Genomic DNA, 16,602 nt, shown 5'->3' on the forward strand with positions numbered 1-16,602 from the left:
GCCGGTCGCCCTCTCAGGCCGGCTACCCGTCGTCGCCTTGGTAGGCCACTACCCCACCAACAAGCTGATAGGCCGCGAGCCCATCCCCAACCGAAAAACTTTCCACCACCACCCGATGCCGGAGGCGGTCGTATCCGGTATTAGACCCAGTTTCCCGGGCTTATCCCAGAGTCAGGGGCAGGTTGCTCACGTGTTACTCACCCGTTCGCCGCTCGAGTACCCCGAAGGGCCTTTCCGCTCGACTTGCATGTGTTAAGCACGCCGCCAGCGTTCGTCCTGAGCCAGGATCAAACTCTCCAAACAATGCTTGAAAAGAAGTCCTGGCCAACACTCATGTCCACATGAATGTCAACCAAAGGAATCCGTCAAAAATGACGGGGTTGTGCATCATGCACTGGCTTTTAACACACTGTTGAGTTCTCAAGAAACGGACGCGTACATCTGACTGAAGACTCACTTGCGGTGAATCTCGGCCAGAAGGCGCTATCTCGTCTCACTCAATCTTATCAGCTCGCCCGGATCCGTGTCAAATCTTGCGACTTGACGGGAAGTGGTTCGAACTTCCAAGATTGTCTGCCCCGATCTGGGACAACCCTCGTAACTTACCGTGTCATCAGGCCCGTGTCGAATCAACCGGTTTTTCGGTGATGTCGGCGCGCCCGAAGACGAACCCATGCGACAGCACGCCGAAGCGGCTTCGCCGAGTTGGCTCGTTACTTCAAGGGGTTTGCCCTGGAGGCCCGTCCGCCTGACCGGCGTCCGGCTCACTCCCCGGGGCGAAGTGAAAGATTAGGTGGCGATCCGCGACTCGTCAAATCGCCCCGCCCAGGGAGGTGAGAAGAGGCCGACACGGGGGTAAGGGCGGCGTCACCGGGCGGGGGCGCCGGCCAGCTCGCGTACCTGCTCAGCCGATACGAAGACCTCGGCCTTCATGCCCGCGGCCCGCGCCGCCACCACGTTCTCCTCGCGGTCGTCGATGAACAGCACCTCCCCCGGCGCCACCCCCATCCGCTCCGCGCAGATCTCGTACGCCCGCGGATCCGGCTTCGCCACCCCCACCCGGCACGAGAACGTCAGCGACTCGAAGCGATCGAGCCACCCGCTGTGCCGGGACTCCCAGACGGGCACCAGCTCCGCGATGATGTTCGACAGCAGCCCCAGGCGGTGCCCCCGGTCGGCGAGTTCGTGGACCACCTCGACCATCGCGGGATCGACGTGACACCAGCTGTCGAGGTCGGCGGCGATGAGCGCGGGGACGTCCGCGAAGCGCACGCCCAGCCGGTCGGCGACGGCGGTCCAGTAGGCGGTGCCGTCCTGGCCGGCGTCGTACGGAGGCCGGCAGCCCCAGTACGCCTCCCAGAACGGCTCCCCCGCCACCCCGGCGAGCTCCTCGATCCGTCGCCTGGCCGCGTCCCCCTGCGTACGAGCGATAACCCCGTACAGGTCGAAAACGATCACATTCGCCATGTCTCCGACCATAACCGGACGTATCCTGGCTCGGGTGAACTCCGTCGCCACTCTCACACCTCCAGCACGTCCAGCCGCACACAGGCGCAGGTTCACCGCCTGGTGGATGGGGTTGTTCGGCGGACTCGCCGCCTTCTCCGGCACCGGCGTCAGCACCCTGAACGGCGACGAGCTGGCCACCATCAGCGCCGCCTCGCGCTCGCTCGCCGGCATGGTCGAGCTGGCCCGCCACATCGACGGGCATTTCCTGCCCTACTACCTCTTCATGCACCTCTGGATGAAGGCAGGCACGGCGGAGCTGTGGCTGCGGTTGCCCTCGGCGGTGGCGATCGGCGTGGCGGCGTGGCTGCTGGTGGATCTGGGGCGGCGGCTGCACAGCACGCGCGCGGGCGTGGTGGCGGCGGGGGTGTTCGCGATCCTGCCGTCGGTGTCCTACTACGGGGCCTTCGCCAGGTCGTACGCGTTCGCGGCGGCCGCGGTGGTGTTCGCGTTCTGGGCGTTGCACCGAGCGCTGGAGCGGCCGAGCGGGCGCAGGTGGGTGGCGTACGGGGTGGCGGTGGCGCTCGTGTGCTGCACGCACCTGTTCGCGGTGCTCGTCCTGCCCGCCCACGCGTTGCTGGTGCGGCGGGAGGTGCTGGGCAGGATGGCGGCCGCGCTCGCCGTGGGGTGCGTGCCCGCGGCGGTGCTGGGGCTGATCGGCTACGGAGAGCGGCACGCCATCAGCTGGATCCCGCAGCGCGGGCCCGAGGTGTTGCTGACGTTCCCGAAGATGGCTGCGGAGGCGGAGGTGCTGGGCGTCGCGCTGTTCGCGATCGCCCTGGCCGGCGCCGTGCTGTTGTGGCGGGCGAACGGCGTGCGTGCCTGGGCCGCGGCGCTCGCGGGGTGGCTGGTGCTGCCGCCGGTGCTGCTGCTGGCGGTCTCCTGGCTCGTCACTCCCGTGTACGTGGACCGCTACCTCTTCGTCACCGCACCCGCGCTGGCGCTGCTCGCCGGGCTGGCGGTGGCGAGCCTGCCGCGGCTCCAGGTGGTGGCCGGGGTGGCGGTCGTGGTGCTGGGCTGCCTGGTCGCGCTGCCCGAGCATGTGGACGTACGCGAGGAGAACGGGCGGATGGAGAACATCCCCTGGGCGCTGCGGGTGATCAAGGCGGAGCCGGACGACGCCCTCGTCTACGGGCAGAGCCAGTTGCGTGCCGGCTTCGACTACTACGCCGACTCGCTCATGCCGGTGGACGTCCTGCGCTCGGGAGACGCGCCGGACCCCGAGGGGTTCGGCTACCCGGAGCAGCCCGACGTCGCGGCGGCGCTGGCCGGGCGCGAGCGGGTCTGGGTGGTGTGGCGCGGGACGGAGGACTCCGGGCTCGAGGAGGACGGGCTGCCGCGGGTCGAGGAAGTCCGGCAGGCCGGGTACGAGCTGGAGATGGCCAAGCACTCGGCCGACCTGCCCGGCCTGACGGTCGCCCTGTTCACCCGCACCGAGCAGCCCACCCGGGCGACCCGCAGAACCGCCACGAAGACCCCGGAGAAGAAGAGGACGGAACAGCGCAGGCCAGGCGGAAAGCCAGGCGGGCGCTCTCAATGAAGCGCCCGCCCCGCGAACGTAGAGGTCAGCCGACCTCGACGCCGCCGATCGACTTCTTGCCACGGCGCAGCACCATGTACCGCCCGGCGAGCAGGTCCTCGGCGCCCGGCACGTACGCCTCGTCGGTGATCTTGCGGTTGTTGAGGTAAGCGCCGCCCTCCTTGACCGCCCGGCGGGCCGCCGACTTGGACTCGACGAGACCGCTGTCGGCGAGCAGGTCGATGAAGGGCACCCCGAGCGCCGGGATGCCGGCCTTGGGCACCTCGGCCAGCGCGGCGCCGAGCGTGGCGGCCGGCAGCTCCTCCAGCGAGCCCTGACCGAACAGCGCCTTGGAGGCGGCGACGACGGCGTCGAGCTCCTCCTTGCCGTGCAGCAGCTCGGTGAGGTCCTCGGCGAGCGCGCGCTGGGCCTCGCGGGCGAAGGGCCGCTCGGCGACGGCCTTCTCCAGCGCCTCGATCTCCTCGCGTCCGCGGAACGTGAACACCTTGAGGTAGTGGATCACGTCGCGGTCGTCGGAGTTGAGGAAGTACTGGTAGAAGGCGTACGGCGAGGTCATCTCGGGGTCGAGCCAGAGCGCGCCGCCGGCGGTCTTGCCGAACTTGGTGCCGTCGGCCTTGGTGATGAGCGGCAGCGTCAGCACGTGGACGTGGCCGCCCTCGACGCGGCGGATCAGGTCGGCGCCCGCGGTGATGTTGCCCCACTGGTCGCTGCCGCCGATCTGCAGCGTGCAGTTGTAGCGGCGGTAGAGCTCGAGGAAGTCGTTGGACTGCAGGATCTGGTAGCTGAACTCGGTGTAGCTGAGGCCCTCGCCGGCCAGCCGCGCCGAGACGGACTCCCTGGCGAGCATGCGGTTGACCGGGAAGTGCTTGCCGATGTCGCGCAGGAAGCCGATGGCGCTCAGCTCACCGGTCCAGTCGAGGTTGCTGACCATGAGGGCGGGGTTGGACGGGGCGTCGAAGTCGAGGAAGCGCCCGACCTGGCCGCGCAGCCGCTCGACCCAGCCTTCGACGACCTCGGCGGCGTTGAGCGAGCGCTCGGTGTTGCGGCCGCTGGGGTCGCCGATGAGCCCGGTGGCGCCACCGACCAGGCCGATCGGGCGGTGGCCCGCCTGCTGGAAGCGGCGCAGCGTCAGCAGCGGCACGAAGTGACCGACATGCAGGGACGGTGCGGTCGGGTCGAAACCGCAATAGAGCGTGATCGGTCCCTTGGCCATGGACGCGCGCAGCGCGTCGAGGTCGGTGGACTGGGCGATCAGGCCTCGCCACGCGAGGTCGTCAAGGAAGTCGGTCACGGTGATCTGGCTTTCCTGTCGGATGTCGGTGCCTTTAGCCTGCCCGATCGGTGCGGATGCGCGCCACTTGGATACGCTGGGTGCCCATGTGGAGGGTCCGTCGCGAGCTGGCCGTTTTCAAGATCTTAGGGGCTCTGGTGTGTGCCGGGCTCGGCGTTCACTGGTGGGCGGGGGACGATTTCCGCGGCGTGCTCCTGGCGGTTCCCGCGACGGTTCTGCTGGCCGCGATGGGGCTGCGTGACGTGCTGGCGCCCGTGCGGCTGGCGGCCGACGAGAGCGGCATCACGGTGGTGCACGGGTTCGCGGGGCGGCGGCACGTGCCGTGGGAGTCGATCTGGGACATCAAGGTGGACGTGCGCAGGCGGTGGGGGCTGCGCAGCGAGATGCTGGAGATCGACACCGGCGACTACCTGCACATCTTCAGCCCTCACGACTTGGGCGCCTCGCCGACGGAGGTGGCCGCGGCGTTGCGGCGCCGTGGCACGTGAGCGCGGTAGGGGGAGACGCTCGGGTCGCCGTCGATCCAGAACCGCCATGGGGTCTCCTTGGCGGTCGAGACGCCGGTGCGAGGGCCTGACCTGATCGTCGCGGGGTCGGCGGGGCGGCCGGCGAGCACGGTGGCCGACTGGCGGGGGCGCCCCGCGGGCGAGCCGTCAAGCACGGCGTCGAGGCCGTTGTGCTCGCGCAGCAGGCCGAGGGCGACGGCCAGCCTGGCAGGCCCGCGGGCCAGGTCGCGGTCGGCGACCGGGCGGCCGGCGGAGCGGCGGGCGCGCGCCTCGGCCACCCCTTCGACCACTTCGCCCGCGCGCAGCAGCACCGCCGAGCCAGAGCCTTCTGGCAGGCACACGAGGTTGGCGCAGAAGTGCATGCCGTAGGTGAAGTAGACGTAGATGTGGCCGGGCGGGCCGAACATGACGGCGTTGCGCGGGGTCTTGCCGCGGTAGGTGTGGGCGGCCGGGTCCTCGCCGGGGCCGCCGTACGCCTCGACCTCGGTCAGGCGTACGGCGACCGATCCGTGCACGAGCACGCGCCCGAGCAGGTCGGGCGCGACCTCGTGGGACGGCCGGTCGAAGAAGCTCCGCGGCAGCGGTGCGGAGCTCAGCTGCCCGCTGCCCATGCCGCCTGCGCGTCGACCGCCTCGCGGAGGGCGATGAGCTGGTCGCGTACGCGGTCGGGCGCGGTGCCGCCGTGGGCCTTGCGGGCCGCGAGGGCGCCGGGCACGCTGAGCACGTCGCGCACGTCGGGGGTCAGGTGGGGCGAGACCTTGCCGAGCTCGTCGTCGGTGAGCTCGCCGAGGTCCTTGTCGTTGACCTGGCACCAGACGACGAGGTGGCCGACGGCCTCGTGCGCCTCGCGGAACGGCACCCCGCGCCGCACCAGCAGCTCGGCCAGGTCGGTGGCGAGGGCGTAGCCGTCGGGGGCGGATGCCTCCATGCGGGCGGTGTTGACGCGCATGGTGGCGACCAGGCCGGCCATGGCGGGCAGCACCAGCAGCAGGGTGTCGACGGCGTCGAAGACCGGCTCCTTGTCCTCCTGCAGGTCGCGGTTGTAGGTCAGCGGCAGGCCCTTGAGCGTGGTGAGCAGCGACATCAGGTTGCCGATGAGGCGGCCCGACTTGCCGCGGGCCAGCTCGGCCACGTCGGGGTTCTTCTTCTGCGGCATGATCGACGAGCCGGTGGAGTAGGCGTCGTCCATCTCGATCCAGCGGAACTCCTGCGAGGCCCACAGGACGATCTCCTCGCCCAGCCGCGACAGGTGCACGCCGATCATGGCGGCGTCGAAGAGGAACTCGGCGGCGAAGTCGCGGTCGGCGACGGCGTCCATCGAGTTGGGCGCGGCGGCGGAGAAGCCCAGCTCCTCGGCCACGGCCTGCGGGTCGAGCGGCAGCGACGAGCCGGCCAGGGCGCCGGAGCCGAGCGGGGAGATCGCGGCGCGCTTGTCCCAGTCGGTGAGCCGGTCGACGTCGCGGGCGAAGGCGTGGACGTGGGCCAGCAGCTGGTGGCCGAACGAGACGGGCTGCGCGTGCTGCAGGTGGGTCATGCCGGGCGCGGCGGTCTCGGCGTGCTGCTCGGCCTGCGCCATGAGCGCGGTCTCCAGCTCGACCAGGCGGGAGACGATCGAGCGGGCGTGGTCGCGGAGGTAGAGCCGCAGGTCGGTGGCGATCTGGTCGTTGCGCGAGCGGCCGGCGCGCAGCTTGCCGCCGAGCGAGCCGAGCCGTTCGAGCAGGCCGCGTTCGAGCGCGGTGTGCACGTCCTCGTCGGCGACCGTCGGGCGGAACTCGCCGGCCTTGCAGGCCTGCTCGAGGTCGTCGAGCGCGCCGATCATGCGCTCGAGCTCCTCGGCGGTCAGCAGCTGCGCCCGGTGCAGCACGCGGGCGTGCGCCCTGGACGCCGCCAGGTCGTACGGCACCAGCCGCCAGTCGAAGTGCACGCTCACCGACAGCCGGGCCAGCGCGTCGGACGGGCCGCTCTCGAAGCGTCCGCCCCACAGCCGCATCGGCTTGCCATCACTCACCGTTGTGTCCTCCATATACGTTTTCGCTGGACGCGCCCGCGCCGGTGGTCCCGGCATCGGTGGCCGGGCGTGCCCTCGCGCGCTCCCCCCGAGCTCCTGCGCGACCTTAGTGCAAGTCGGTCGTAGTGCAAGTCGGTCCGGCTTGGCGTCGTGTCGCCTCGTGGGCCGCCGCGATCCTAGCCGCGGGCGGGCGTCCGGGGGTTAGGCGCGCCGGTCGGCGACCTTGAGCAGTGCGTCGGCGACGGCCTGCCCGCCGCTGGGGTCGCGGCTGATGACCAGGATGGTGTCGTCGCCCGCCACCGTGCCGAGGATGGACTCCCAGTCGGCGTGGTCGATGGCGGAGGCGAGGAACTGCGCGGCGCCCGGCGGCGTGCGCACGATGACCAGGTTGGCCGACGCCTCGGCGCCGACCAGCAGCTCTTCGGCGATGCGGTGCAGCCGGGCGGCGGGCGTCTCGCCGGTGCCGAGGCGGGCGAGCGGGATGCGGCCGCCGCCCTCGCCGGGCAGCGCGTAGACGAGCGAGCCGTCGTCGGCGCGCAGCTTGAGCGCGCCGAGCTCGTCGAGGTCACGGGAGAGCGTGGCCTGGGTGACCTCGACCCCGCTCTCGGACAGCAGCTTGGCCAGCTCGGGCTGGGAGCGTACGGCCTTGCGCTGCAGCAGCTCGGTGATCTTCGCCTGCCGGGCCGCCTTGGTCATCGGGATCATCGCCGGGACACCAGCCAGTGCAGCAGCGCCTTCTGGGCGTGCAGGCGGTTCTCGGCCTGGTCCCACACGACGCTGCGGGGTCCTTCAAGCACCTCGTTGGTGATCTCCAGCCCGCGGTAGGCGGGCAGGCAGTGCAGCACGATCGCGTCGGACGCGGCGTGTTCGAGCAGCTCGTCGTTCACCTGGTACGGCTTGAGCGCGGCGACGCGCTGCTCCTTGCCGTCCTGGCCCATCGAGACCCAGGTGTCGGTGGCGACGACGTGGGCGCCCTGGACGGCGGCCTCGGGGTCGGACAGCGCGATGACCGAGCCGCCGGTCTTGGCGGCGATGGCCGCGGCCTGGTCGAGGATGACGGCGTCGGGCTGGTAGCCGGCGGGCGCGGCGATGCGGACGTGCATGCCTGCCGTGGCGCCGCCGAGCAGGTAGGAGTGCGCCATGTTGTTGGCGCCGTCGCCCAGGTAGGTGAAGGTGAGGCCGGCGGTGCGGCCGAGCCGCTCGCGCACGGTCTGCAGGTCGGCGAGGATCTGGCAGGGGTGGAAGTCGTCGGTGAGTGCGTTGACGACGGGCACCCTGGAGTGGGCGGCCATCTCCTCGATGAGCTCCTGGCCGGTGGTGCGCCAGACGATGGCGGCCACCTGGCGGTCGAGCACGCGGGCGATGTCGGCGGCCGGCTCGCCGCGGCCCATGAGGACCGAGACGTTGTCGACGACCAGCGGCAGTCCGCCCAGCTCGCCGATGCCGGTGTGGAAGGAGACGCGGGTCCTGGCCGACGGCTTGTCGAACAACACGGCGACGGTCTGCGGCCCCTCGAAGGGGCGGTAGCCGAAGCGGTCCTTCTTCATGGCGGCGGCCAGGTCGAGGACCTCGGCCTGCTCGGCGGGGCTCAGGTCGTCGTCGCGCAGGAAGTGCCTGGTGCTCACTTCGCGGCCTCCGCCAGGATCGACGGGAACGCGGTGACGAACGCGTCGACCTCGTCCGCGCTCACCACGAGGGGCGGCGCGATGCGTACGGCGTCCGGCTGCAGCGCGTTGACCAGGAAGCCGGCCTCGGCGGCGGCCTGCTGCACCTGCGCCGAGCGCGGCTCGGCGAGCACGGCGGCCAGCCACAGGCCGCGGCCGCGGACGCCCTTGAGCAGGGGGTGGCTCGCGGACTCGAGGCCGGTGCGCAGCCGGGCGGCGACGGACTTGACGTGGTCGAGGTCGAGGGTGTCGAGCACGGCCAGCGCGGCGGCGCACGAGACCGGGTTGCCGCCGAACGTCGAGCCGTGGTCGCCCTTCTCGAAGAGCCTGCCGACCTCGCCGAAGCCGATGCAGGCGCCGATGGGCAGCCCGCCGCCGAGGCCCTTGGCGAGGGTGACGATGTCGGGGGTGACGCCTTCGGCCTGGTGGGCGAACCAGTGGCCGGTGCGGCCGATGGCCGACTGGATCTCGTCGGCGACCAGTAGCGCGCCGGTGGAGTCGCAGATCTCGCGGGCGGCCTCGAAGTAGCCCTCGGGCGGCGGCACGACGCCGGCCTCGCCCTGGGTGGGCTCGAGGAAGACCGCGATGCAGTCGCCGGTGACGGCCGCCTTGAGCGCGGCGGCGTCGCCGTAGGGGACGAAGCGCACGTCCACCGGGAACGGTCCGAACTGGTCGCGGATGGAGGGCTTGCCGGTCAGCGACAGGGCGCCGATGGTGCGGCCGTGGAAGCCGTTCTCGGCGGCCACGAAGTAGGAGCGGCCCTCGCGGCGGCCGTACTTGAGCGCCAGCTTGTAGGCGGCCTCGTTGGCCTCGGTGCCGGAGTTGGCGAAGAAGACGCGGGCGGGCGCGTTGAGCAGGTCGAGCAGCTTCTCGGCCAGGCGCACCTCGGGCTCGTGCAGGAAGAGGTTGCTGGTGTGGGCGATGGTGGCGACCTGCCGGGAGACCGCCTCGACCAGCGCCGGGTGGGCGTGGCCGAGCGAGCTGGTGGCGATGCCGGCGATGAAGTCGAGATAGGGCCTGCCGTCGACGTCCCAGACGCGGGTGCCCTCGCCGCGGGCCAGCGCGATCGGCGGGACGCCGTAGTTGGGCATGAAGGCGTTGCCGAAGCGCTCGTGCAGGTTCATGACGGGATCACCATCGTTCCGATTCCTTCATTGGTGAAAAGCTCCAGCAGCAGCGAGTGGGGCACCCGGCCGTCGAGGACGTGGGCCTGCGGGACCCCGCCCTGCACGGCTGTCAGGCACGCCTCCATCTTGGGCACCATGCCGCTGGACAGGGTGGGCATCAGGGCCGCGAGCTCGTCGGCGGTGAGCTGGTCGATGACGTCGGTGTCGTCGGGCCAGTTGGCGTAGAGGCCCTCGACGTCGGTCAGCACGATCAGCTTGTGCGCTTCGAGCGCCACGGCGAGCGCGGCGGCGGCGGTGTCGGCGTTGACGTTGTAGATCTCGCCGTCGTCGCCTCTGGCGACGCTGGAGACGACGGGGATGCGGCCGTCGTCGAGCAGCGCGCGCACGGCGCCGGGCTCGACCTTGATGATCTCGCCGACCTGGCCGATGTCGACGGGCTCGCCGTCGACGAGGGCGTGCTTGCGCACGGCGGTGAACAGGTGGGCGTCCTCGCCTGACATGCCGACGGCGAACGGACCGTGGTTGTTGATCATGCCGACGATCTCGCGGTTGACCTGGCCGGTGAGCACCATCCTGACGACCTGCATGGCCTCGGGGGTGGTGACCCGCAGCCCGGCGGTGAAGGTGGACTCGATGCCGAGCTTGTCGAGGGCGCTGCTGATCTGCGGGCCGCCGCCGTGCACGACGACCGGGCGCAGGCCGGCGTGGTGCAGGAAGACGACGTCCTCGGCGAAGCGGTGCTTGAGCGACTCGTCGGTCATGGCGTTGCCGCCGTATTTGACGACGATGGTGGCGCCGTGGAAGCGGGTGAGCCAGGGCAGCGCCTCGATGAGCGCCTGGGCCTTGCTCTGCGCGGTGGTGAGTCTCATGAGGAGTACGCCGAGTTCTCGTGGACGTAGTCGGCGGTCAGGTCGGTGGTGTGCACGGTCGCGGTGTGCGGCCCGGCCGACAGGTCGATGGTGATGGTGACGTCGCGGGGACGCATGTCCACCTTCGAGCGGTCGTCGCCGACGGCGCCGCCGCGGCAGATCCAGATGCCGTTGATGGCGACGTTGAGCCGGTCGGGCTCGAACTCGGCGTCGGTGGTGCCGACGGCGGCGAGCACGCGGCCCCAGTTGGGGTCCTCGCCGTGGATCGCGCACTTGAGCAGGTTGGAACGGGCGACCGCGCGGCCGACCTTGACGGCGTCGTCCTCGTCGGCGGCGCCGACCACCTCGATGGCGATCGCCTTGGACGCGCCCTCGGCGTCCACGAGCAGCTGCCTGGCGAGGTCGGCGCAGACCTCGGTGACCCGCTCCTCGAACTCGGCGAGGTCGGGACGCACTTCGGCTGCGCCGCTGGCGAGCAGCAGCACGGTGTCGTTGGTGGACATGCAGCCGTCGGTGTCGAGCCGGTCGAAGGTCTTGGACGTGGCCGCGCGCAGCACGGTGTCGAGCTCTTCCGCGCTGACCTCGGCGTCGGTGGTGATCACGCAGAGCATGGTGGCCAGGGCGGGGGCGAGCATGCCGGCGCCCTTGGCCATGCCGCCGACCATGTAGCCGCTGCCGCGCTTGAAGGAGATCTTGGAGACGGTGTCGGTGGTGCGGATGGCGTCGGCGGCGGCCAGGCCGCCGTCGCGGGAGAGCTGGCCCGCCGCGGTCTCGACGCCGGACAGCAGCGCGTCCATGGGCAGCCGCTCGCCGATGAGGCCGGTGGAGCAGACGGCGACCTCGCCCGCGGAGTCGTCGAGCACCTCGGCCACCTTCTCGGCGGTGGCGTGGGTGTCCTGGAAGCCCTCGGGCCCTGTGCAGGCGTTGGCGCCGCCGGAGTTGAGCACGACGGCGCGCAGCCGGCCACCGGACAGGACCTGGCGCGACCACAGCACGGGGGCGGCCTGCACGCGGTTGGCGGTGAAGACGCCCGCGGCGGCACGGCTCGGCCCGTCGTTGACGACGAGGGCCAGGTCACGAGAGCCGCCGGACTTGATGCCCGCGGCGACGCCGGCCGCTCTGAAGCCCAGAGGGGCGGTCACGCTCATGCCTCCTCCCCCGCCTTCGGCAGGGATGCCGGGCACCCGTGCTTGCTGCTTCCTTCGCTGCGCTCTCTCACGGAGCAACTCCTGTCGTGGGGAGGCCGAGCTCTTCCGGCAGGCCGAGGGCGAGGTTGACGCTCTGGATCGCGCCTCCGGCCGTGCCCTTGGTGAGGTTGTCGATGGCGATGACGGCGACCACGCGGCCCGCGCGCTCGTCGAGCGTCACCTGCAGTGCGGCGGTGTTGGCGCCGTAGGTCATGGAGGTGGCCGGCCAGGTGCCCTCGGGCAGCAGGCGGACGAAGGGCTCGTCCTTGAGCGCGACCTCGTACGCGGTGCGCAGCGCCTCCTTGGTGAGCCCAGGGGCGGCGGGCGCGGTGCAGGTGGCGAGGATGCCGCGGCTCATGGGGGCCAGCGTCGGCGTGAACGAGACGCGGACCTGCTGCCCGGCGACGGCCGACAGGCCCTGCTCCATCTCGGGGGTGTGGCGGTGGACGCCGCCCACGCCGTAGGCGCTGACCGAGCCCATGACCTCGCTGCCGAGCAGGTGGGGCTTGAGCGACTTGCCGGCTCCGCTGGTGCCGCTGGCGGCGACCACGACGACGTCGGGTCCGGCCAGGCCGGCGGCGTAGGCGGGGGCGAGGGCGAGCAGCACGGAGGTCGGGTAGCAGCCGGGGACCGCGATGCGGGTGGCGCCCATGAGCACCTTGCGCTGGCCTGGCAGCTCGGGCAGGCCGTAGGGCCAGGTGCCGGCGTGCTCGCCGCCGTAGAACTCCTGCCAGGCGGCGGGGTCGGCGAGACGGTGGTCGGCGCCGCAGTCGACCACCAGCGTCTCGTCGCCGAGCTGGGCGGCGACGGCGGCGGAGTGGCCGTGGGGCAGGGCCAGGAAGACCACGTCGTGCCCGGCGAGCGCCTCGGCGGTGGTCTCCTCGATGACGCGGTCGGCGAGCGGGGCGAGGTGGGGCTGGTGGGCGCTGAGCGGGCTGCCGGCGCTGGAGGCGGCGGTGAGCGCGCCGATCTCGAACTCGGGGTGGCCGAGGAGGAGGCGGAGCAGCTCCCCTCCCGCGTAGCCGCTGGCCCCCGCGACCGCTACCCTCATCCGACTTCCTCCTGCTGCATGAATATGCATCATAGCTTATGACCTTGCTTGTGAAGATGATGCACTCTAGAGGATGAGCATGCAAGCCAGGCTGGGACTATTGACCGTATCGTGAGACTTGTCACCCGCCGTTGGGGGCCGAAAACATGCGGGCCCGATGCAAGCCATGCACCAGTACTTGTCCGTTTTCCGGTCGGCCACACGTAAAAAGCCCCGAGCCGTATGGCCCGGGGCTTCGCTCACCCCGCCGGAATCAGCGCGTGATCAGCGCAGGAACGCGGCGGCGACGCCGGCGTCCACCGGGATGTGCAGGCCGGTGGTGTGGGTCAGCTCGCCGCCCGTGAGCGCGAAGACGGCCGCCGCCACGTGCTCGGGCAGCACCTCGCGCTTGAGCAGCGTGCGCTGGGCGTAGAACTCGCCCAGCCTCTCCTCCTCCACGCCGTACACGGCCGCCCGGTTCGCGCCCCACCCTGAGGCGAAGATGCCGGAGCCGCGCACGACGCCGTCGGGGTTGACGCCGTTGACCCTGATGCCGTGGGCGCCCAGCTCGGCCGCGAGCAGCCGGACCTGGTGGGCCTGGTCGGCCTTGGCGGCGCCGTACGCGACGTTGTTCGGGCCGGCGAAGACGGAGTTCTTGGAGGAGATGTAGACGACGTCGCCGCCCATGGCCTGGTCGATCATGACCTTGGCGGTCTCCCTGGAGACCAGGAACGAGCCGCGCGCCATGACGTCGTGCTGCAGGTCCCAGTCGGAGACCGTGGTCTCCAGCAGCGAGCGCGACAGCGACAGGCCGGCGTTGTTGACGACCAGGTCCACGCCGCCGAAGGCGAGCACGCCCGCGCGTACGGCGGCGGCGATCTGCTCCTCGGAGGTGACGTCCACGCCGACCGCCACGGCGACGTCGGAGGCCCGGTGGGCGTGCCCGCCGATCTCGGCGGCCACCTTCTCGGCTGCGGCGAGGTCGCGGTCGGCCACGATCACGCAGGCGCCCTCGGCGGCCAGCCGGCGCGCGGTGGCCGCGCCGATGCCCGAGCCGCCGCCGGTGACCAGCGCGACCCTGGTGGCCAGCGGCTTCGGCTTGGGCATGCGGCGGAGCTTGGCCTCCTCCAGCTCCCAGTACTCGATGCGGAACTTCTCCGACTCGGGGATGGGGGCGTAGGTGGAGACGGACTCGGCGCCGCGCATGACGTTGATGGCGTTGACGTAGAACTCGCCGGCCACCCGGGCGGTCTGCTTGTCCTTGCCGAAGGAGAACATGCCGACGCCGGGCACCAGCACGATCGCCGGGTCGGCGCCGCGCATGGGCGGCGAGTTCGGCTCGGCGTGCCGCTCGTAGTAGGCGGTGTAGTCGGCGCGGTAGGCGGCGTGCAGGTCGCGCAGCCGCTCGGCGGCCTGCTCCAGCGGCGCGTCCGGCGGCAGGTCGAGCACCAGCGGCGCGACCTTCGTGCGCAGGAAGTGGTCGGGGCAGGACGTGCCCAGCGCCGCCAGCCTCGGGTGCTCGGCCCGCGCCACGAAGTCGAGCACCTCGGGCGTGTCGGTGTAGTGGCCGACCACGCGCACGTCGGTGGAGGCCAGGCCGCGCACGATCGGGAACAGCGCGGCGGCCCGCGCGTGCCGCTCGGCCTCGGGGAGCGTGTCGTGGACGACCGCACCGAAGGGGTCGGGGCGGCCGTGCTCGGCCAGGTACGCCTCCGCCGTGCGGATGATCTCCAGCGAGCGCTCCTCGCACTCCTGGGAGGTCGAGCCCCACGCGGTGATGCCGTGCCCGCCGAGGACGCAGCCGATGGCCTGCGGGTTGGCGTCCTTGATGGCGGCGATGTCGAGGCCGAGCTGGAAGCCGGGCCGGCGCCACGGCACCCACACCACGCGGTCGCCGAAGACGCGCCTGGTCAGCTCCTCGCCGTCGGCGGCGGTGGCCAGCGCGATGCCCGCGTCGGGGTGCAGGTGGTCGACGTGGGCGGCCTCGACCAGGCCGTGCATGGCGGTGTCGATCGACGGGGCGGCGCCACCCCTGCCGTGCAGGCAGTAGTCGAACGCGGCGACCATCTCGTCCTCGCGCTCGACGCCCGGGTAGACGTCCTTGAGCGCGCGCAGCCGGTCGAGGCGGAGCACGGCGAGGCCGGACTCCTTGAGCGTGCCGAGGTCGCCGCCGGAGCCCTTGACCCACAGCAGCTCGACGTCGGCCCCGGTGACCGGGTCGGGCGCGGCGCCCTTGGCGGAGGTGTTGCCGCCGGCGTAGTTGGTGTTGCGCGGGTCGGCGCCCAGACGGTGTGAGCGGTCGAGCAGCTCGTTGATGACGTTGGACATGACGGTTCAGGCCCCCCAGCCGGCCTGCTCGCCGCCGACGCGCTCGGCGGCGATCTTCTCGAAGTATCCGGACTTCGCGTAGGCGGCCATCGGGTCGGGCGCGAGGCCCATCTCCTCGCGCAGCTCGGCGAGCAGCGGCCGTACGTCGGTGTTGAAGGCGTCCATGAAGACGGCGTTGGCGCCCAGCACGTCGCCCGCGGCCTGGGCGGCGGCCAGCGCGTCGCGGTCGACCAGCAGCGCCTTGGCGGTGGCCTCCTGCACGTTCATGACCGAGCGGATCTGGCCCGGGATCTTGGGCTCGATGTTGTGGCACTGGTCGAGCATGAACGCGACGCCCGCCTCGGGGTCGAGCCCGCCGCCGCGCACGACCTCGTACATGATGCGGAAGAGCTGGAACGGGTCGGCGGCGCCGACCATCAGGTCGTCGTCGGCGTAGAAGCGGGAGTTGAAGTCGAAACCGCCGAGCTTGCCCTCGCGCAGCAGGAACGCCACGATGAACTCGATGTTGGTGCCCGGCGCGTGGTGGCCGGTGTCCACGACGACCTGGGCCTTCGGGCCGAGCTTGAGGCAGTGGGCGTAGGCGGTGCCCCAGTCGGGCACGTCGGTGGCGTAGAAGGCGGGCTCGAACAGCTTGTACTCCAGCAGGAAGCGCTGGCCGTCGCCGAGCCGGTCGTAGACCTCGGCGAGCGAGTCGGCCAGGCGGTCCTGGCGGGCCCTGATGTCGTCCTGGCCCGGGTAGTTGATGCCGTCGGAGAACCACAGCTTGAGCGTGTCGGAGCCGGTGGCGTCCATGATGTCGACGCACTCGAGCAGGTGGTCGGTGGCCTTGCGGCGGACGCGGGCACCGGGGTTGGTGACGCTGCCCAGCATGTAGTCGTCGTCCTGGAAGACGTTGGAGTTGATGGCGCCGATGCCGACGCCCAGCTCGCGGGCGTGCCTGGCCAGGTCGGCGTAGTCGTCCACCTTGTCCCACGGGATGTGCAGGGCGACCGTGGGGGCGATGCCGGTGTGGGCGTGCACCTGGGCGGCGTCGGCGAGCTTCTCGTACGGGTCGCGCGGCACGCCCTGCTGTGCGAACACCTTGAACCGGGTGCCGCTGTTGCCGTAGGCCCAGGACGGCGTCTCGATGTGCTGCGCCCGCAGCACGGCCTTGATGTCAGTCATTACTCCCCGATCAGTCCAGGTGGAACACTTCGGTCAGCGGTGTCATGCCCTCGTCGGGCCGGCCGTCGAGGTCCTCGAAGAACGGCGCCATCTCCGCCTGCCAGCGGGCGTTGACCTCGGTCTCGGCCATCGCCTTCTTGGCGGCCTCGAAGTCGTCGGTCTCCAGGTAGCCGACGAGCAGGCCGTCGTCCCTGAGGAAGAGCGAGTAGTTGTGCCAGCCGGTGCGTGACAGCGCCGCGCGCATCTCCGGCCAGACGTCGCGGTGCCGCTCGCGATATTCCGCCAGCCGCTCCGGGCGGACTTTCAGCAGGAAGCAGACGCGTTGCACTGACACTCCTTTCAAAACGTTTTAATCCTCTGTGCAGGAAACTATGATTCCCGT

General features: G+C 71.2%; 15 protein-coding genes and 1 rRNA gene. 2 read left to right on the forward strand and 14 right to left on the reverse strand.

The genetic code is table 11. The features are described 5' to 3' along the window. Window positions 1-303 (reverse strand): 16S ribosomal RNA (locus tag AB0K12_RS05315); the annotation flags it as partial. A gap of 564 nt (window positions 304-867) precedes the next feature. Beyond that, window positions 868-1,467, reverse strand: coding sequence for an HAD family phosphatase (locus AB0K12_RS05320; protein ID WP_364555773.1), 600 nt, complete (start codon window positions 1,465-1,467; stop codon window positions 868-870). 106 nt (window positions 1,468-1,573) lie between these two features. On the opposite strand from AB0K12_RS05320, the gene AB0K12_RS05325 reads away from it, so the two are divergent. Further along, window positions 1,574-3,046 carry a glycosyltransferase family 39 protein gene (locus tag AB0K12_RS05325; RefSeq protein ID WP_364555775.1) on the forward strand — a complete coding sequence of 491 codons (1,473 nt, stop codon included), beginning with the start codon at window positions 1,574-1,576 and terminating at the stop codon, window positions 3,044-3,046. Between the two features lie 25 nt (window positions 3,047-3,071). Here the strand turns inward: AB0K12_RS05325 and tyrS are convergent, their stop codons facing one another. Further along, window positions 3,072-4,337: a tyrosine--tRNA ligase gene (gene tyrS / locus AB0K12_RS05330; protein ID WP_364555777.1), complete on the reverse strand. Its 1,266-nt coding sequence runs from the start codon at window positions 4,335-4,337 to the stop codon at window positions 3,072-3,074. A gap of 86 nt (window positions 4,338-4,423) precedes the next feature. Here tyrS and AB0K12_RS05335 point away from each other — a divergent pair, with 86 nt between their 5' ends. Next, the gene (locus tag AB0K12_RS05335; RefSeq protein ID WP_364555779.1) at window positions 4,424-4,825 is read left to right on the forward strand and encodes a PH domain-containing protein; all 402 of its coding nucleotides are present in this window, start codon (window positions 4,424-4,426) and stop codon (window positions 4,823-4,825) included. On the opposite strand, the gene AB0K12_RS05340 is transcribed toward AB0K12_RS05335, so the two are convergent. The 11 genes from AB0K12_RS05340 to AB0K12_RS05390 all read right to left on the reverse strand — a co-directional run bounded on the left by AB0K12_RS05340 (window position 4,765) and on the right by AB0K12_RS05390 (window position 16,548). Further along, a complete protein-coding gene (locus AB0K12_RS05340) occupies window positions 4,765-5,454 on the reverse strand; it encodes a DNA-3-methyladenine glycosylase (RefSeq protein WP_364555781.1) in 690 nt (229 codons plus the stop codon). The genes AB0K12_RS05335 and AB0K12_RS05340 overlap by 61 nt on opposite strands. Continuing rightward, a complete protein-coding gene (gene argH, locus AB0K12_RS05345; protein ID WP_364373843.1) occupies window positions 5,436-6,866 on the reverse strand; it encodes an argininosuccinate lyase in 1,431 nt (476 codons plus the stop codon). The genes AB0K12_RS05340 and argH overlap by 19 nt, the downstream gene beginning before the upstream one ends. Before the next feature lie 186 nt (window positions 6,867-7,052). Further along, window positions 7,053-7,556, reverse strand: a complete 504-nt coding sequence (locus AB0K12_RS05350) for an arginine repressor (protein WP_345386209.1) — start codon at window positions 7,554-7,556, stop codon at window positions 7,053-7,055. Beyond that, window positions 7,553-8,476 carry an ornithine carbamoyltransferase gene (gene argF / locus AB0K12_RS05355; RefSeq protein ID WP_364555783.1) on the reverse strand — a complete coding sequence of 308 codons (924 nt, stop codon included), beginning with the start codon at window positions 8,474-8,476 and terminating at the stop codon, window positions 7,553-7,555. The genes AB0K12_RS05350 and argF overlap by 4 nt, the downstream gene beginning before the upstream one ends. Further along, window positions 8,473-9,639, reverse strand: a complete 1,167-nt coding sequence (locus AB0K12_RS05360) for an acetylornithine transaminase (protein WP_364555785.1) — start codon at window positions 9,637-9,639, stop codon at window positions 8,473-8,475. Before AB0K12_RS05360 ends, argF begins: the two co-directional genes overlap by 4 nt. Beyond that, entirely contained in the window at window positions 9,636-10,511 is an 876-nt protein-coding gene (gene argB / locus AB0K12_RS05365; protein WP_364555786.1) for an acetylglutamate kinase, read from the reverse strand. The genes AB0K12_RS05360 and argB overlap by 4 nt, the downstream gene beginning before the upstream one ends. Further along, on the reverse strand, window positions 10,508-11,659 hold the full coding sequence (gene argJ, locus AB0K12_RS05370; protein WP_364555788.1) for a bifunctional glutamate N-acetyltransferase/amino-acid acetyltransferase ArgJ: 1,152 nt from the start codon (window positions 11,657-11,659) through the stop codon (window positions 10,508-10,510). Before argJ ends, argB begins: the two co-directional genes overlap by 4 nt. 67 nt (window positions 11,660-11,726) lie before the next feature. Further along, window positions 11,727-12,749 (reverse strand): N-acetyl-gamma-glutamyl-phosphate reductase, encoded by a 1,023-nt coding sequence (gene argC, locus AB0K12_RS05375; RefSeq protein ID WP_364555790.1) that lies wholly within the window; start codon window positions 12,747-12,749, stop codon window positions 11,727-11,729. A 264-nt stretch (window positions 12,750-13,013) separates the two neighbouring features. Continuing rightward, window positions 13,014-15,056 (reverse strand): bifunctional aldolase/short-chain dehydrogenase, encoded by a 2,043-nt coding sequence (locus tag AB0K12_RS05380; protein ID WP_364555792.1) that lies wholly within the window; start codon window positions 15,054-15,056, stop codon window positions 13,014-13,016. Window positions 15,057-15,062: 6 nt separating this feature from the next. Next, entirely contained in the window at window positions 15,063-16,220 is a 1,158-nt protein-coding gene (gene rhaI, locus AB0K12_RS05385; RefSeq protein WP_364555794.1) for an L-rhamnose isomerase, read from the reverse strand. 10 nt (window positions 16,221-16,230) lie between these two features. Next, window positions 16,231-16,548 (reverse strand): L-rhamnose mutarotase, encoded by a 318-nt coding sequence (locus tag AB0K12_RS05390; protein ID WP_345386222.1) that lies wholly within the window; start codon window positions 16,546-16,548, stop codon window positions 16,231-16,233. Window positions 16,549-16,602 lie beyond the last annotated feature (54 nt).

The organism is Nonomuraea sp. NPDC049419 (genome assembly GCF_040676995.1).
Taxonomy (GTDB): Bacteria; Actinomycetota; Actinomycetes; order Streptosporangiales; family Streptosporangiaceae; genus Nonomuraea; species Nonomuraea salmonea.

Excerpts from the sequence above, each read along its gene's own strand:
- rhaI (WP_364555794.1), bottom strand. The coding sequence starts at position 16,220 with ATGACTGACATCAAGGCCGTGCTGCGGGCGCAGCACATCGAGACGCCG.
- AB0K12_RS05360 (WP_364555785.1), bottom strand. The coding sequence starts at position 9,639 with ATGAACCTGCACGAGCGCTTCGGCAACGCCTTCATGCCCAACTACGGC.
- AB0K12_RS05325 (WP_364555775.1), top strand. The coding sequence starts at position 1,574 with ATGGGGTTGTTCGGCGGACTCGCCGCCTTCTCCGGCACCGGCGTCAGC.
- argB (WP_364555786.1), bottom strand. The coding sequence starts at position 10,511 with ATGAGACTCACCACCGCGCAGAGCAAGGCCCAGGCGCTCATCGAGGCG.
- argC (WP_364555790.1), bottom strand. The coding sequence starts at position 12,749 with ATGAGGGTAGCGGTCGCGGGGGCCAGCGGCTACGCGGGAGGGGAGCTG.
- argH (WP_364373843.1), bottom strand. The coding sequence starts at position 6,866 with ATGGAGGACACAACGGTGAGTGATGGCAAGCCGATGCGGCTGTGGGGC.
- AB0K12_RS05380 (WP_364555792.1), bottom strand. The coding sequence starts at position 15,056 with ATGTCCAACGTCATCAACGAGCTGCTCGACCGCTCACACCGTCTGGGC.
- AB0K12_RS05340 (WP_364555781.1), bottom strand. The coding sequence starts at position 5,454 with ATGGGCAGCGGGCAGCTGAGCTCCGCACCGCTGCCGCGGAGCTTCTTC.
- argJ (WP_364555788.1), bottom strand. The coding sequence starts at position 11,659 with ATGAGCGTGACCGCCCCTCTGGGCTTCAGAGCGGCCGGCGTCGCCGCG.
- AB0K12_RS05335 (WP_364555779.1), top strand. The coding sequence starts at position 4,424 with ATGTGGAGGGTCCGTCGCGAGCTGGCCGTTTTCAAGATCTTAGGGGCT.
- AB0K12_RS05320 (WP_364555773.1), bottom strand. The coding sequence starts at position 1,467 with ATGGCGAATGTGATCGTTTTCGACCTGTACGGGGTTATCGCTCGTACG.
- AB0K12_RS05350 (WP_345386209.1), bottom strand. The coding sequence starts at position 7,556 with ATGATCCCGATGACCAAGGCGGCCCGGCAGGCGAAGATCACCGAGCTG.